A 15,714-nucleotide genomic window follows, 5' to 3' on the forward strand; every position below is an offset into this window, starting at 1 on the left:
ATCTGCGTTCATCCGCGTTAATCAGCGGTTAAAAAATAAAAAAATATTATGGAAAGTCAACTAACAGCCCCAGAACAAGTAATCGTAGCAGAAAACGTCCACAAATGGTACGGACAATTTCACGTACTGCGCGGCGTCAGCATGACCGTAAACCGAGGTGAAGTGGTTGTCGTGATGGGACCCTCTGGCTCGGGAAAATCGACGTTTATTCGCACATTCAACGCATTAGAAGAATACCAACAAGGTAAAATTACGATCGACGGAATCGAACTTTCCCACGACTTACGCAACATCGAGACAATTCGCCGCGAAGTAGGAATGGTGTTTCAGCAATTTAACCTGTTTCCCCACTTATCAGTTTTGCAAAACGTCATGCTAGCGCCAGTATGGGTGCGCCGCTGGCCCAAGAAAAAAGCCGAAGAAGTTGCAATGCAACTGTTAGAAAGAGTTGGAATTTTGGAACAAGCAAAAAAATATCCCGGACAGTTGTCTGGAGGACAGCAGCAGCGGGTCGCTATTGCACGTTCTCTAGCCATGCAGCCTAAAATCATGCTGTTTGATGAACCGACATCAGCATTAGACCCGGAAATGGTGCGGGAAGTGTTAGATGTAATGCGAAATTTGGCTCAAACAGGAATTACAATGGTAGTGGTGACTCACGAAGTCGGGTTTGCGCGCGAAGTTGCCGATCGCATTGTGTTGATGGATGGCGGTGTTTTAGTGGAAGAAGCCCAACCAGAAGAGTTTTTTCAGAACCCGAAGGAAGAACGCACGCGCAAGTTTTTATCTCAGATACTGTAACTGATTTTCCAGTTTAATCTGTGGGTTTGGCGACGGTCGCAGCAGTCAAAATCGACCTAATTAAGGTAAAATAAAAGAGTGTACAATCAGTCTCTATTTTGCTGAGATAGCTTGCAATGCCATCCACAAAAACTCTGCCGTTAGTTAAAGACTCCGAACGCCTAGAAAGTCGCCTCAAAGAAATTCCGGCGGTTCCTGGTGTATATTTAATGCGCGATGAGAGCGATCGCATCCTTTACATCGGCAAATCCAAAAAACTCCGAAACCGCGTCCGTTCCTACTTCCGCGAAAGCCAAAATCTTAGTCCCCGCATCGCGATGATGGTGCAGCAAGTGCGCGAAATTGAATTCATCGCCACCGACACAGAAGCGGAAGCTTTAGCATTAGAAGCAAACCTCGTAAAACAGCACCAACCTTACTTTAATGTCCTCCTCAAAGATGATAAGAAATATCCTTATTTGTGCATAACTTGGTCTGAGGAATACCCGCGCATTTTTATCACCCGCAAGCGCCGCGCAGGTAGTGCAAAAGACCGCTATTACGGCCCTTACGTCGATACAGGGGCGCTGCGGAGTACGCTACATTTAATTAAGCGAATTTTCCCGCTGCGGCAGCGCCCTCAACCGCTGTTTAAAGACCGTCCCTGTTTGAACTACGACATCGGGCGCTGCGTTGGAGTTTGTCAAGGGTTAACTTCGCCGGAAGAATATCGAAAAATCATCCAAAAAGTAGCGATGATTTTCCAGGGAAGGACTGAGGAATTGCTCAATATTTTGCAGCCCCAAATGGAAGAGGCAGCCGAAGATTTAAACTTTGAAACGGCGGCGCGCCTTCGCGATCAGATTAAGGGTTTGCAGTCTTTGAGTGCGGGTCAAAAAGTGTCTTTGCCCGACGATACGGTTTCCAGGGATGCGATCGCACTTGCGGCCGATAGTCAGCACGCTTGCGTTCAATTGTTCCAAATTCGGGCCGGTCAATTGGTCGGAAGATTGGGATTTATGGCGGAAATACCCTCCCAACCTCCCCTTGCAAAGGGGGATCAAGAGTTATCTCAACTTTCTCTTTCCTCCCCCCCTTGGCAAGAGGGGGAACGAGGGGGGGTAGAGGCCGGAGCGATTTTACAGCGGGTGTTGGAAGAACACTATCAAAATGTCGAATCCGTAGAAATTCCCAGCGAAATTTCAGTGCAGTACGAATTGCCAGAAGCGGAAATATTAGCAGATTGGTTGAGCAACCGTAAGGGGCGCAAAGTTACGATTTTGACGCCGCAGCGGCAAACTAAGGCTGAGTTGATTGAGATGGTGGAACGCAATGCTGAGTATGAATTGGCAAGAATCCAAAGATTGAGCGATCGCAATTCTCAAGCAATGCAAGATTTAGCAGAAATTCTCGATTTGCCAGAAGTTCCTCGCCGTATTGAAGGTTACGATATTTCTCACATTCAAGGTTCTGACGCCGTAGCTTCCCGCGTCGTATTTATTGACGGTGTGCCCGCCAATCAACACTACCGCCATTACAAAATTAAAAATCCTGAAATAAAATCGGGTCATTCTGATGATTTTGCTAGTTTAGCAGAAGTTCTCGGTCGCCGATTCCGAGGATTGAAGGAAGAAGGAAGAGGGAAGATGGAAGATGGGTTTAGCGACTTAGAAGAACCGGAAGAAATCAGCAATTTATCATCGGTTTCTCATACTATTTCAGACAAACCCGACTTAATTATGATAGATGGCGGCAAAGGTCAACTGTCAGCAGTTGTGGCAGTTTTGCGGGAGATGAATTTGCTAGAAGAGTTGCGCGTTGTCAGTTTGGCAAAGCAGCGAGAGGAGATATTTTTGCCGGGGGAATCTTTGCCGCTGCAAACTAATTCTGAGCAGCCTGGGGTACAATTATTGCGCCGGGTGCGGGATGAGGCGCACAGATTTGCTGTAAGTTTTCACCGCGATCGAAGAAGCGAGAGAATGAAGCGATCGCGCCTTGATGAAATTCCCGGATTGGGACACCACCGACAAAAACAATTGTTAGCACATTTTCGGTCGATCGACTACCTCCGTTTAGCGACTCCTGAACAGTTGGCAGAAGTTTCTGGGATTGGCCCGCGTCTGGCGCAGCAAATTTACGATTATTTCCACCCGTAAAGTCTTACGCAGCATGGGAGACGGGGATTTTTGGGGCGAGGGGGCGATCGGGCCGCAAGTCCTATTCAGCCACTGTGAGGGAGGTATTCAAAAATTTTGCACAGGCCTATTGCAATCCCCAGAGACTTGTGGTATATTTAGTTTCTGTGCGCGGGCATAGTTTAGTGGTAAAACTTTAGCCTTCCAAGCTAACTATGCGGGTTCGATTCCCGCTGCCCGCTTGCGCCTACAAAAACCTCAAACCAACGATAAATCAACGGTTTGAGGTTTTTTATTGTCCAGAATACGGCTGAGTCGGGGATCAAAGTGACTATCAAATGACTAGGAAATGACTACGAAATGACTATCAAATGATTTTTTTGGATACAATTTGGAGACAATGTGACTAGAATTTGACTAGAAATATCCAGCCGATAGTTAATAGCGGTAAGGTGCGCGGCCCAAGAGCACCCTACATAATTAGGTTCTGTGTAAGCCCTGTATCTGGAAGAATAAGTGGTTAACATAGAGTGCCCTGATTTGACAAGATTGCCGATCGAACTCAGCTTGAGTTATGACTGATTCGGAGTCGCATCAGTCACAAGGAGGGCCCGTGAAATATTTTTCAGTAGTAATGTATTTGCTGCGGGAACGGCAACAGTTTCTCGAAGAAATTCGCCAAGGTGTCAAGCTCAAATCTAAAATTTTCGGTTTGTTGATTTCTAGTACCCTATTTTTTGGCATTTACGGAGCCATATTAGGTGCATCTAGTACGTGGATGCAATGTCTGGTTTCAGCAATTAAGTTGCCAGCACTTTACCTACTGACGCTGATTATCTGCTTTCCCACACTATACTTTTTTAATGTAATGTTTGGTTCAAAACGTACTTTTGAGCAGTATTTGACATTGTTGATGACAGCGATGGCGATGATTAGCGTTTTGTTGTTTGGATTTGCACCTGTCAGTCTGTTTTTTCTCATCAGCAGTACCAATTACAATTTTTATCTGTTGCTGAATGTTGCTATCATGGCAATCACAGGATTTTTGGGAGTAAGTTTCATTTATCAAGGAATGCACTTTCTTTCAGAACAAGATGCGGAAGGCAAAGACATCAGGCTAAATATTTTGCGCTTCTGGTTGGGACTTTATGCGTTTGTTGGCAGTCAATTGGGATGGACGCTAAGACCGTTTTTTGGCGCACCGGGACAAGCTTTTCAACTGTTCCGAAACCGAGACAGCAATTTTTATATGAGTCTGTGGCAATCAATTATGTCTCTGGGAGGATCGTAATTAATCCCAATTTAAGGAGATTTTAAAGAGTGATACAAGCGGATTTGGAACAGTTAAAAATTCCTGAGAAGGAGTTGGAGGATTTGAGCGGAATAGCTTTGAGCGACGGTTTTGCAGCGGATTTTTACCGACCTGCGGCACTCCGGGACCGCAAAAAGCTGTTTTCTCTTTTGTTGAATGAGTTACTGATATTTTGTGTGACATTAGTTGTTTCGCTGCCTGTTGCTTTACTGGCTAATAAACATAATGTTGGTTCATTTAGCGATGCTGAAATATTTGTCCGGGTTTTACAAATAACTTTGGGTTTGTCGCTGGCGATTACTGTTGCTTGGAATGTCTATAAATGGGTTAAGGCCAAGCCTCTGGCAACGCTGGCGGGTCTGCTGGATGAAGTTGAGAAGTATCATGAGGTAATTCAGGCTTTAGATATTATCGATCGCCTAACGGATGCTGGCAATTTACAAGCCAATTTAATTAACCGAGGAGATGCAATTGAAGCATTAAAAATTACTAGAGAAAGTTTAGTCGGTGCTTTGAAAACCGAGAGGATTCTCAGGGAAAATCAGAAATTTATCGGTCGCCGTTACGAGCTATTTGCTAATATTGAAAGTAATTTAGCTGCTTTGATGGCGTTGGAGGTGAGCGATCGGGCGACTGAATACGGCCGATTGCTGAATGAAGCTTTGGAAATTGGGATGAGCGTACACAAAGAGGTAAGAAAGTTGCAAAATGGACGTTAGAGTTGTTGCAGAGTTCCTGGTTTGTTGTAAAAGTAGTAACTGAGATCTTGCACCATGCTCAAGAACAGGCAGGATGCCTGTTCCACAAAAATTAAATTTTCTTGTGGGGTGGGCATCCTGCCCCCCCCTGAAAGGCTTATTGAAAATGGTGCAATATAGAAATTACTACAAATTTTATTCGCACCGGGAATTTCAATCATCAAAAATATCCAACTGTTCGCCCTCCGACTCTTTTCTACCATTTTTTTTAACACCTTTCCGCAGCCCGATCGCAATTTTGCTATGTTTCTCAATCTGCTTCATCACCTGTCTCGCCCTGTCAATCACCGACGGCGGCAAACCTGCCAATCTCCCCGCTTCAATTCCGTAAGATTTGTCCGCACCTCCCGCCTGAACTTGGTGCAAAAATACGATTTGATCCGGCAATTCTTTCACTGTAACCTGATAATTTGCGACATTATCTAAAATAGAAGCTAACTCATTCAATTCGTGATAGTGAGTCGCAAAAATTGTCCGCGCCCGAATCTCAGTTGCTAAATATTCTGCGACAGACCAAGCAATCGAAAGTCCGTCAAACGTCGCCGTTCCCCTGCCAATTTCATCTAGCAAAACCAATGATTGCGGCGTCGCGTGATTGAGAATATTTGCAGTTTCGTTCATTTCCACCATAAACGTAGATTGACCGGTTGCCAAATCATCTACTGCGCCGACGCGGGTAAAAATGCGATCGCAAATTCCCAAACTCGCAGCTTTCGCCGGCACATAACTGCCCATCTGCGCCATTAACTGGATCAAACCCACCTGCCGCAAGTAGCAGCTTTTCCCGCTAGCATTCGGCCCGGTTAAAATAATTAAATCTGGGCGGTTTAGCGATTCTTCCCGACCCAAAAAAGCAGAATTAGGTACAAAAAATCCCGGCGGCAAAGACTTTTCCACCACAGGATGACAACCTTCAATAATTTTAATTTCCCGACTTTCTGTCATAGTCGGGCGGCAGTAATTCTGGTAAACTGCTACTTCTGCCAAACCGCACAAAACATCCGCCGCCGCCACCGCGCGGGAAACGTTGCGAATAATTTCGGCGTGTTCTCCTACCTCCGATCGCACTTTAGCAAAAATATCGTATTCCAATTGATTTAAATCTTCGCGCGCCGTCAGAATTCGCACTTCCCTTTCTTTTAATTCTTCAGTGCTATAACGTTCTTCATTGGTAAGAGTTTGCTTGCGGGTGTAGTCCTTCGGCACTTGGTCTACTTTCGATTTAGTAATGCTGATGTAATAGCCGAAAGCTTTATTGTAACCGACTTTTAAATTAGAAATTCCGGTGCGTTTTCTCTCAGTTGCTTCTAAATTGGCAATCCATTCTTGGTCGGCTGATGCAGTGTGGCGCATTTCATCTAGCATGGGATTGATTCCCGAGCGAATCAAACCTCCTTCTTTTAAATGAATCGGTGGTTCATCAACTAAATGAGCGTGAATTTTAGTTGCTAATTCTTCTAAAATTGGCGGTACATTTTGCAGCGCTTTCAAATAGGGCGATCGCCCTTGACCTGCGATCGAGGCTAATTCCGGCAGTTTTCCCAGAGAATCAGCTAAAGCGACCAAATCCCGCGCGCTAGCTGTTCCAGAACCGGCGCGGCCTGTAAGTCTTTCGATGTCGTAAATTTGGCGCAGCAACTGCTGAAAATCTTGGCGCAGACCGTTATTTTCTACTAATTCTTGAATCGTGTCATGTCTGGCGCCAATGCCTTTAATGCTGAGCAAAGGTTGCAGCACCCAGCGGCGCAAAGCGCGGCCTCCCATTGCGGTGCTGGTTTTATCTATCGCCCACAGCAGCGAACCGTGAAAAACCCCATCTCTCACCGTTTGAGTAATTTCGAGATTGCGGCGCGTTTGGTAGTCGAGTATGAGAAAATCGGTGAGAGTGTAAGTGTGCAATCTTTGCAAAGAAACTGCTTTTTCCTTTTGAGTCTCTTCGATATATTGCAGCAAACCACCAGCGGCGCGCACTGCGAGGGGCAAATGGCCGCATCCCATACCTTCAAGCGATCGCACTTTGAACTTTTGCAGGATTCTCTGTTTTGCTTCGGACAAACTAAACGGTATTTGCGATCGCAAAGAATAGCAAAATGAATTAGGCAAACAATCGGGCAAATGCTCGGATTTCTCTCCGGGCCTCAACATAGTCACCAAATCCGGCGCATTAGTCGGCACCAAGACTTCCGAAGGCTGCAAACGCAGCAATTCTAAGGTTAATTGTTCTAAACTGTCTGCTTGGGTAGTGACAAATTCTCCAGTAGAAATATCTGTATAAGCCAGTCCCCAATGTTCCCCAGCGATGACGACTGCTGCTAAAAAATTATTTTGTCTGGGTTTGAGCATTCCGTCATCAGTCAAAGTTCCGGGAGTGAGAATGCGGGTAATTTCTCGCTTGACTTGGCGGCCTTCTTTAGCAGCAATCGAGGCATCTTCAACTTGGTCGCAAACTACCACAGCATAGCCTTTTTCTACTAACATTGAAGTGTAGCGATCGAGGGCGTGGTGCGGCACTCCTGTCATCGGCACTCTCCCGATTTCCTTGCCGCTTTCTTTGCTAGTACAAACAAGTTCTAATTCCCGCGAAATCGTAACTGCATCTTGGAAAAAACACTCAAAGAAATCTCCGACTCGAAACAATAAAAGTGCGTGGGGATACTGTTCTTTCACTTCCACATACCGCTGCATCATCGGCGTCAGCTTGGTGAATTCTAGTAGGCGGTGGTCGGCATTGCGGATGTTGGGTTGATTGGGGTCTGTTGGGGTAGATGCAGTGTAAGGCATAAAAGGCGATCGATAAATTTTAATCTTTAACAACTTTAGCGCAAGCTCGGCTTTTAGCTCTAACTAATATACAATATTTGACGATTAATCCTCCTTAAGCAGGGTGCGTGATTCTCAATATTGGCGAAGAGTGTTGAGCTATACAAAAGTCACGCACCCTACTTAATAATCGATAAACCCGCTTTTAGTTGAGAAGTTTTAGGTCGCTAGTTATCTAATGTGAGCCAGGACACCGCTTTAGTGAGATTAAGCGCGAAAATTTTATTAATTGTGAGAGGGGAGCGCTCGCCGATCGACAAAAACAACCTCATCCATCTCGTTATTAGCTGTTCTAGCCGATGTTGAAGGAAGACCGAAGTTGCAATCTTCCGCAAGGATTTTAGCAATTAACAACGTCCTAACCGTCGGGCATGGTTGCTATAACTGTTGGCGGTTAACAGAAGAATGTAAAATTTCCCGCACTTTAGGGGCATAAACTTTACATTTTTGGTATTGAAAACAGCCGGAAGATAGATTTATAAATTATACCTTGGATAGAGAGAATATATATTTTATATGCTTAAAATTAAAAACATCCAAGCGAGTAATTTATCAGCTTAGTAAACGTAAGATTTAAAATCAAAAATTTGCTAGCTAGTAGTTAACTAGAGGAAAAAAATAATGAAAGCTCTTTGCTGGCACGGAGCAAATGATGTGCGAGTTGATAATGTACCAGACCCAACAATTATCAATCCGCGCGATGCGATAGTTAAAATAACGTCTACAGCAATCTGCGGCTCAGATTTGCACCTCTACAACGGCTTGATCCCGACAATGCAATCGGGCGACATCATGGGCCACGAATTCATGGGGGAAGTAGTCGAACTCGGCAGCGAAGTCAAGAACTTAAAAAAGGGCGATCGCATCGTCATTCCTTTTACTATTTCTTGCGGTAGTTGCTTCTTTTGCAACCGCGATTTGTGGTCGCTGTGCGACAACTCCAACCCCAATGCAGGATTGGCTGAAAAACTCTACGGTCATTCGCCGGCAGGACTGTTTGGCTTCTCGCATTTAACGGGCGGCTATGCAGGAGGTCAAGCAGAATACGCGCGGGTTCCGTTTGCAGATGTCGGCCCTTTAAAAATTCCCGACGGACTTTCGGACGAACAAGTATTGTTCCTCACCGATATCTTTCCTACCGGTTACATGGCTGCAGAAAACTGCAACATTCAGCCGGGGGATACTGTAGCTGTTTGGGGATGCGGGCCGGTCGGACAATTTGCGATCAGAAGCGCGTTTATGCTGGGGGCAGAGCGAGTAATTGCGATCGACCGCGTACCGGAACGCTTGCAAATGGCGGCCGCGGCCAAAGCTGAAATCATCAACTACGAAGAAATGGACGCCGGGGAAGCCGTCACCGAAATGACGGGGGGACGCGGGCCCGACTCTTGCATCGACGCTGTGGGAATGGAAGCCCACGGCACCGGTCTCGACGCTTTGTACGACAAAGCCAAGCAAGCCGTGCGGTTGGAGAGCGATCGACCCACCGCCCTGCGACAAGTGATAGTAGCTTGCCGCAAAGGTGGTACAGTCTCAATTCCCGGCGTTTACGGTGGCTTCGTAGACAAAGTACCCCTAGGTGCAGCTTTCAACAAAGGCTTGACCCTGAAAATGGGACAGACGCACGTTCACCGCTATTTGCGGCCGTTGCTCGATCGCGTTCAAAAAGGCGAAATTGACCCGTCCTTTGTAATTACGCACCGAATGAAATTGGATGAAGCGCCCCACGCTTACGAGATTTTCCTCAACAAAAAAGACAACTGCATCAAAGTTGTCCTCAAACCATAACTCGCATTTACCCTTCACGGAAAAACTATGCTTTTACAAGAAAAAGAATCAGGCGACTTGATTGAAATCCTCGATGTAGATGCTTTACTCAGCCCTACAAAACAAGAAGTGCCGGGAAAAAATCAAGCTGGTCAAGAAGAGCAAGAGACAGCTACTTTTCCCAAGAGTAATTTAGTCTTTCCTTCCGGTGAATCTCTACCGCGCTGTTGGACTGAGGAAAATTATCAAACTCATTGATTCAACTGATTCTCCCCATTCCGCTTAACAAGGGCGGGACTCGAAGCTAGGGGGATGGACACAGCACACAGGTGTCCGCTAAACCGGAAAAACCGCTCTCCGATAGGGGTTAACACCCCTGCATGAGGGCGGTTTTGACGTGTTTTTTGACATCCGGAGGACACAGCGCTGTGTTTGTTTAAATAGAATGTACGATCGACCAAATTTAATGCAGAGTCTTTAGTTCGCGGGCGCGAAAAACCGCATTAAACTAAAGTGATAAAGATAACCGGGCTTGATTTAATTTCTTTATGACTAAAAGCTGATTCCCCTCGATCGTTGGCAGCGTTACAAATAATGAAACTTGTTCAAAACACCCTGGGAGGAATTCCCCATGTTTTACCATAAGAAGCCACTACAGTATTACAAAAGACCAGAAAAGCCAGATGCCGTTTACGCCAAGAAAATACAAGAACTAATTGGCGGTACATTTGGCGAAATGACCGTGATGATGCAGTATCTATTTCAAGGTTGGAACTGCCGAGGCCCAGCTAAATATCGCGATATGTTGCTTGATGTCGGTACAGAAGAAATCGGGCATATCGAGATGCTAGCAACTATGATTGCTCACTTGTTAGATAAAGCTCCTGTCTCTATGCAAGAAGAAGGTTTCAAGGATGCTGTGGTGGGTGCTGTGATGGGGGGAAACAGCCCGCGAGATGCGATCGCCGCCAGCATGAATCCGCAGCACGCAATTGTATCTGGCTTGGGCGCACTTCCTAGCGACAGCGTAGGGTATCCCTGGAACGGCCGTTATATCGTTGCTAGCGGCAATCTTTTAGCAGATTTTCGCTCGAATTTGCACGCCGAATCGCAAGGAAGATTGCAGGCTGTGCGGATGTATGAAATGTCAGACGACCCGGGCGTGAAAGACACCCTGAGTTTTATGATCGCCCGCGACACGATGCACCAAAATTTGTGGCTGGCGGCGATCGAAGATTTAGAAAGTTCGGGAATGGAAACAACCCCCGTTCCGAGTTCCTTCCCGCAGGAGTTGGAAAAATCAGAATTTGCTTATCAGTTTTGGAATCATTCTGAAGGTTCCGAAAGTAGCGAGGGACGCTGGGCGAAAGGCAAATCAATGGACGGCAAAGGCGAGTTTGAATATGTAGCCAATCCCCAACCGTTAGGCCCTGAACCAGTACCACCGCCGCCCGAACCAAAATTGCACGGCACCGGCATGAAATAGGCAATCAAAAAGTTAATAGTAAGCTGACCAGTCCCCGATTGATTAATTAATTAAGTAATTAAGGACTAAAGTGCTTACTCCTCACCTAACAAAAACTAAAGTTTTTACTACTAACCCCATGTTTGTAGTAAGAACTTTAATCGATAATTGGCTCATTAATTAGTGAAGGAGTTCAGTCCTTACTACAAACCAGGTTTTGATAAGAAGTCTAATAACTAACCACAAATAAGTTATGCAATTGCAAGCAGTAATTCTCGATATTGACGGTACTCTCACGCTCAGCAATGACGCCCACGCTCAAGCTTGGGTAGAGGCATTTGCGGCTTACGGCTACGAAGTGCCGTTCGAGAAAATTCGCCCGCTAATTGGCATGGGAGGCGACAAAGTTATACCCAAAATGGTATCAGGACTTTCCGACGAAGAAGGGGACGGGAAAAAGATTGCACAGCGGCGCAAAGAACTGATTATTAACCGCTTTGCCCCCGAGCTTTCTCCAACCCCCGGTTCGCGGGATTTGCTGTTAAAAATGCAGCAAGAAGGATTGCGGCTAATTATTGCTACTTCAGCTACCAATGAAGAACTTTCCGGTTTGCTGAAAGCTGCACAAGTTGACGATTTATTGGATCAAGATCAAGCGGCGACATCGAGTGATGCGGAAGCTTCTAAGCCGGAACCGGATATTGTGGAAGCTGCTTTGAGCAAATTGCAGATGGAAGCGAGTCAGACGGTGATGTTAGCTGATACTCCTTACGATATCGAAGCTGCGGGCAAGTGCGGGGTGCCAGTAATTGCTTTTAGGTGCGGAGGTTTCGATGATGCTTCGCTAGCAAATGCTGCGGCAATTTACGATCACCCTGCTGATTTGTTGGCGCATTATGACGATTCTATTTTAGGGAAAAAGGAATTGGTAGCGCGTTGATGAAATAGGAGCACTAGCGGGTGGATTGCCACTATTAAGCCCGATCGCTCACAATCCACTCTACCTGATGGGCTTCTGTGATGTCGGGAATATCCAGTCGGGCAGCTAATTTGCGAATGACTGCTTCCGGTACTGTTGCTGTGCGCGATCGATTCCGCTGCAATATTTCTTCTAGAGGTACTTCCAGATAAACAATGTGAATTCGCGCTTGATAAGCAGCAAAAAAATTAATTAATTGCTGCCGCATTTGTTTAGTTGTATTCGTGGCGTTCCACACAAAAGAACGCCCCTCATTTATGTATTCGCGCGCTCTTTGTTTGGCTGCTGTCACCACATTCCCAGGTGTTTCGTTGGGAGGCACATTCATCTCTTTTCGCAGTGCATCCAGCGAGATTACTGGCAAATCTGGGAGATTTTTCCGAATCCAATAATCTTTACCGCTTCCTGGCAAGCCAGACATCAAAATTACTTCGCATTTAGTGTCGTCAAATGCTTCGTAATCCGGGTTGCCGTTCTCTTTGCGGAAGTAGATAAATCGGCTGTGTGCTGATGGGAATTGTCGGGGAGAATCCAAGCAATTATTTTCTTGACAAAACTCCCGAAATAGTTCTATTTTATCCAGCAGTTCTTGTCTGTCGTCGCACTGTCGGCCGCGCACGTCTGCTTCGGCTAAAAGTGCGAGGAAATCGCAGCGGACAACTTGACTGACTTTAATTACAGACTGCTGCGGGTTGGGTTTGTCGATCAGCCAGATGGGTAAACTGCCGAATTGGACGATCGCCACCACTGTTTCGCGAATCTCAAACTGCACGGGCGGCTCGAATTGAGATAAAATTTGTCTGACCATTCTCGCACCTTGGCGGGCGTGACCTTTTGAGCTAATTCTGCCGTCGGCTTCTATTTTTGTAAAGGCTGGTTTGGCGACATCGTGCAGCAAAGCGGCCGCAAAAAGTATCGATCGTTCTTTTTCGGGTAATTGCCGCCAATTCGGGGATGAGATTAATGCTTCGCAGACCATTTTGGTATGAATTAAAACGTCTCCTTCGGCGTGATAAATCGGGTCTTGCTGACATCCTTTTAAGTTTTGAATCCAATCGAAATGATTTTGAATGCTGTCCCAATCCAGGAACCAATGGGGCGGTTGGGGACAAAAGGGAAAAGTCCAAGTTGCCGAGGGCGATAACAGTGCATTCATAAATTCACCTGCTGGTTAACTAAAATTAAATAAATCTGCACCGGGACGCAGAATATTGGGTATAATTGGGCGATTTAGCCAATGTCCTTCGGCATTTTTAATAGCCGTCAAAAAGCTGGCACGCACGTATTTATAACGCGCCTTTACTATGCCATCTTCTTCGACTTTAATGTACAGACCCTCCATGCGATCGCTCTTGTCAGTCTCTTTCAAACACCGTTCTTCATCTAATCCCAATTCCCCGCAGTACGAACGCAATCGCTCCAAATGTCCAGGTTGAATAAAATTAGACTTGTCCATAAACGGCATCATTTGCTTGGGAGATTTCACCACTCCCGAAAACAACACAGGAACTGACACTAACGGCAGTCCGCTTAACAACTTGCGGCGGGATTCTGTACTCAAAAATTGATTGGTTTCTAAGTCGAGCACGTCGTATTCCATAAAATAGTGCGGCAAAAAATCATAAAAAACAGTGTGTTTGGCATACAGCCATTCACCGTAAAGAATGTAGCGATTTCCCAGCACTTCTCCCAGCACACCGCTGAGACTGAAAGCCCACTGTTTGAATAAGTTAAAATGTTTTTCCCTTGGCCCGCCGGTGAGATAGTGGCCGCGACTTTGCAGCAGCATTTGTCCATCTGGTGCGAAGCTGATGCCTGTATTAGCGCCGTCTACCTTTTCTTCTATAATTATAGGGCGATCGCTCAAGGCGCTAAATGGCACGCTGTCGAGGTCTTCATCACCTGGTTGGAAACGCGAACCTTCGATGTGATAAGTTCTAGGATATTTAACAATTTTGAGCATCAGCCCATCCATTTTAGATTTGAGATTTCAGAGGCAACCCCATCCATTTTAGATTGTAATTTTAGATTTTAGACTTTAGAGGCGACCGAATATATTTAACCATTATAATGGAATGAGCACAAAGGAGCGTGTAAGTTGAAAAATCAAAATTTTCCGAGCATATCATCAGCACTCGCTGGGATTCTATTAGTAGGCGCGCTACTCATCGCCTTAAACTCTTTTGTCGTCATCAATCCAGGTGAAGCAGGGGTGGTTAGCGTTTTAGGAAAAGCCACAGATGGAGCATTGTTAGAGGGGTTTCACCTCAGACCCCCGCTAATATCCAAGGTAGATGTGTACGATGTAACAGTGCAAAAATTTGAAGTTCCCGCCCAGAGTGCTACTAAAGACCTTCAGGATTTAAATGCTAGTTTTGCGATCAACTTTCGCCTCGATCCTGAGAAAATAGTGGAGATCAGAAGGACTCAAGGAACTTTGGAGAATATAGTCTCAAAAATTATTGCTCCTCAGACGCAAGAAGCATTTAAAACAGCCGCTGCACTGAGAACCGCCGAACAATCTATTACTCAAAGAAGTGAACTGAAGCGAGACTTTGATACTGCGCTGAAGGACAGGCTATCAAAGTATGATGTAATCGTACTCGATACGAGCGTGGTTAACATTCGATTCTCCACAGATTTTGCAAAAGCGGTTGAGGAGAAACAGGTTGCTGAACAGCGGGCGCAAAGAGCTGTTTATGTGGCTCAGGAAGCAGAACAACAGGCTCAAGCTGACATTAACCGCGCTCAAGGTAGGGCTGAAGCTCAAAGGCTTTTGGCTGAAACTTTGAAGGCTCAAGGCGGCGATTTAGTGCTGCAAAAAGAGGCAATCGAAGCTTGGAGAAGCGGCGGGGCTCAGATGCCAAAAGTGCTGGTTATGGGCGCAGGTTCGAGTCGCGTTCCTTTCATTTTTAATATGAGCGATATTCAGGAAGAACCCGATCCCCCGCAAGTGACCAACAATTAAAATATGACTGAGGGTAACAAACCCACTGTCTCCGAAAATATTGGCTTTGCTAACCAGAAATCTCGCAATAAACCGAGTTTCCTCAGAAAGCGCACATAAGTCCTATGAGAGTTGCGGGAATATGCTACACTTCTGAAAGCCACAATATAACGACAGTTTGAAACCTGTCGTTATAAAAGCGAAGTCCGCAATTAAAACGCAGGCAACACACTCATTTTAGGAAGCCAGGAGAAATCATGACCCGCGCTATTATGGAAACCGACAAAGGCACAATCAATTTGGAATTGTTCGATGCGGATGCGCCTAACACAGTGAAGAATTTTGTTGACTTGGCGGAAAAAGGTTTTTACGATGGATTGTCCTTTCACCGAGTCATTCCTAACTTTATGATTCAAGGTGGTTGTCCCAAAGGCAATGGAACGGGCGGCCCGGGCTACAAAATCAAGTGCGAAATTAACTCCAACAAACATTTGGCAGGAACTTTATCGATGGCTCACGCAGGCCGCGATACGGGTGGCAGCCAATTCTTTATTTGCCATTCTCCCCAGTCTCATCTAGATGGAGTTCACACAACTTTTGGCAAAACTGAGGATATGTCTGTCGTCAATGCTATCCGCCAAGGTGACAAGATTATTTCGCTCAAAATTGAGCATTAATTTCCAGTAATTAGTTTTGTTGGCAATAAGGAATAAAGTCCTTATTGCCAACAAAAGTTGTGAAAGTTAAGAGT

The 15,714-nt window shown here is 45.7% G+C and carries 13 protein-coding genes and 1 tRNA gene; 11 read left to right on the plus strand and 3 right to left on the minus strand.

Features of this window, described 5'->3' with window-relative positions:
• The first annotated feature begins 48 nt into the window (after positions 1 to 48).
• The 5 genes from QUA42_RS04965 to QUA42_RS04985 all read left to right on the plus strand — a co-directional run bounded on the left by QUA42_RS04965 (position 49) and on the right by QUA42_RS04985 (position 4,946).
• A complete protein-coding gene (locus QUA42_RS04965; protein ID WP_333135634.1) occupies positions 49 to 801 on the plus strand; it encodes an amino acid ABC transporter ATP-binding protein in 753 nt (250 codons plus the stop codon).
• Between the two features lie 116 nt (positions 802 to 917).
• Complete coding sequence (uvrC, locus tag QUA42_RS04970) at positions 918 to 2,936, plus strand: excinuclease ABC subunit UvrC (RefSeq protein WP_333135636.1); 2,019 nt, start codon at positions 918 to 920, stop codon at positions 2,934 to 2,936.
• A 150-nt stretch (positions 2,937 to 3,086) separates the two neighbouring features.
• Positions 3,087 to 3,157: transfer RNA gene (locus tag QUA42_RS04975), tRNA-Gly, on the plus strand.
• 371 nt (positions 3,158 to 3,528) lie between these two features.
• Entirely contained in the window at positions 3,529 to 4,206 is a 678-nt protein-coding gene (locus QUA42_RS04980; protein WP_333135638.1) for an actin-binding WH2 domain-containing protein, read from the plus strand.
• A gap of 29 nt (positions 4,207 to 4,235) precedes the next feature.
• Positions 4,236 to 4,946: a hypothetical protein gene (locus tag QUA42_RS04985; RefSeq protein WP_333135640.1), complete on the plus strand. Its 711-nt coding sequence runs from the start codon at positions 4,236 to 4,238 to the stop codon at positions 4,944 to 4,946.
• 192 nt (positions 4,947 to 5,138) lie between these two features.
• Here the strand turns inward: QUA42_RS04985 and mutS are convergent, their stop codons facing one another.
• Positions 5,139 to 7,766 carry a DNA mismatch repair protein MutS gene (mutS, locus tag QUA42_RS04990; RefSeq protein WP_333135642.1) on the minus strand — a complete coding sequence of 876 codons (2,628 nt, stop codon included), beginning with the start codon at positions 7,764 to 7,766 and terminating at the stop codon, positions 5,139 to 5,141.
• A 660-nt stretch (positions 7,767 to 8,426) separates the two neighbouring features.
• Here mutS and QUA42_RS04995 point away from each other — a divergent pair.
• The 4 genes from QUA42_RS04995 (at position 8,427) to QUA42_RS05010 (ending at position 11,977) form a co-directional block, all read left to right on the plus strand.
• Positions 8,427 to 9,593, plus strand: a complete 1,167-nt coding sequence (locus tag QUA42_RS04995; RefSeq protein WP_333135644.1) for a zinc-dependent alcohol dehydrogenase — start codon at positions 8,427 to 8,429, stop codon at positions 9,591 to 9,593.
• Positions 9,594 to 9,620: 27 nt separating this feature from the next.
• A complete protein-coding gene (locus QUA42_RS05000; RefSeq protein WP_333135646.1) occupies positions 9,621 to 9,830 on the plus strand; it encodes an acetyltransferase in 210 nt (69 codons plus the stop codon).
• 373 nt (positions 9,831 to 10,203) lie between these two features.
• Positions 10,204 to 11,058: a manganese catalase family protein gene (locus QUA42_RS05005; RefSeq protein WP_332960413.1), complete on the plus strand. Its 855-nt coding sequence runs from the start codon at positions 10,204 to 10,206 to the stop codon at positions 11,056 to 11,058.
• A 232-nt stretch (positions 11,059 to 11,290) separates the two neighbouring features.
• On the plus strand, positions 11,291 to 11,977 hold the full coding sequence (locus QUA42_RS05010) for an HAD family hydrolase (protein ID WP_333135648.1): 687 nt from the start codon (positions 11,291 to 11,293) through the stop codon (positions 11,975 to 11,977).
• Between the two features lie 34 nt (positions 11,978 to 12,011).
• Here the strand turns inward: QUA42_RS05010 and QUA42_RS05015 are convergent, their stop codons facing one another.
• Both QUA42_RS05015 and QUA42_RS05020 read right to left on the minus strand, forming a co-directional pair.
• Positions 12,012 to 13,172: an AAA family ATPase gene (locus QUA42_RS05015; protein WP_333135651.1), complete on the minus strand. Its 1,161-nt coding sequence runs from the start codon at positions 13,170 to 13,172 to the stop codon at positions 12,012 to 12,014.
• 15 nt (positions 13,173 to 13,187) lie between these two features.
• Positions 13,188 to 13,979 (minus strand): RNA ligase family protein, encoded by a 792-nt coding sequence (locus tag QUA42_RS05020; RefSeq protein WP_333135653.1) that lies wholly within the window; start codon positions 13,977 to 13,979, stop codon positions 13,188 to 13,190.
• A gap of 135 nt (positions 13,980 to 14,114) precedes the next feature.
• Here QUA42_RS05020 and QUA42_RS05025 point away from each other — a divergent pair, with 135 nt between their 5' ends.
• Positions 14,115 to 14,984 (plus strand): prohibitin family protein, encoded by an 870-nt coding sequence (locus QUA42_RS05025; protein ID WP_333135655.1) that lies wholly within the window; start codon positions 14,115 to 14,117, stop codon positions 14,982 to 14,984.
• 236 nt (positions 14,985 to 15,220) lie between these two features.
• On the plus strand, positions 15,221 to 15,640 hold the full coding sequence (locus tag QUA42_RS05030; RefSeq protein WP_190732048.1) for a peptidylprolyl isomerase: 420 nt from the start codon (positions 15,221 to 15,223) through the stop codon (positions 15,638 to 15,640).
• Positions 15,641 to 15,714 lie beyond the last annotated feature (74 nt).

Source organism: Microcoleus sp. Pol11C2 (assembly GCF_036701505.1).
Taxonomy (GTDB): domain Bacteria; phylum Cyanobacteriota; class Cyanobacteriia; order Cyanobacteriales; family Microcoleaceae; genus Microcoleus.

Bases quoted from the DNA above. Each gene is read 5' to 3' on its own strand.
- QUA42_RS04965 (WP_333135634.1), top strand. From the start codon at position 49: ATGGAAAGTCAACTAACAGCCCCAGAACAAGTAATCGTAGCAGAAAAC.
- uvrC (WP_333135636.1), top strand. From the start codon at position 918: ATGCCATCCACAAAAACTCTGCCGTTAGTTAAAGACTCCGAACGCCTA.
- mutS (WP_333135642.1), bottom strand. From the start codon at position 7,766: ATGCCTTACACTGCATCTACCCCAACAGACCCCAATCAACCCAACATC.
- QUA42_RS04995 (WP_333135644.1), top strand. From the start codon at position 8,427: ATGAAAGCTCTTTGCTGGCACGGAGCAAATGATGTGCGAGTTGATAAT.
- QUA42_RS05000 (WP_333135646.1), top strand. From the start codon at position 9,621: ATGCTTTTACAAGAAAAAGAATCAGGCGACTTGATTGAAATCCTCGAT.
- QUA42_RS05005 (WP_332960413.1), top strand. From the start codon at position 10,204: ATGTTTTACCATAAGAAGCCACTACAGTATTACAAAAGACCAGAAAAG.
- QUA42_RS05010 (WP_333135648.1), top strand. From the start codon at position 11,291: ATGCAATTGCAAGCAGTAATTCTCGATATTGACGGTACTCTCACGCTC.
- QUA42_RS05015 (WP_333135651.1), bottom strand. From the start codon at position 13,172: ATGAATGCACTGTTATCGCCCTCGGCAACTTGGACTTTTCCCTTTTGT.
- QUA42_RS05020 (WP_333135653.1), bottom strand. From the start codon at position 13,979: ATGCTCAAAATTGTTAAATATCCTAGAACTTATCACATCGAAGGTTCG.
- QUA42_RS05030 (WP_190732048.1), top strand. From the start codon at position 15,221: ATGACCCGCGCTATTATGGAAACCGACAAAGGCACAATCAATTTGGAA.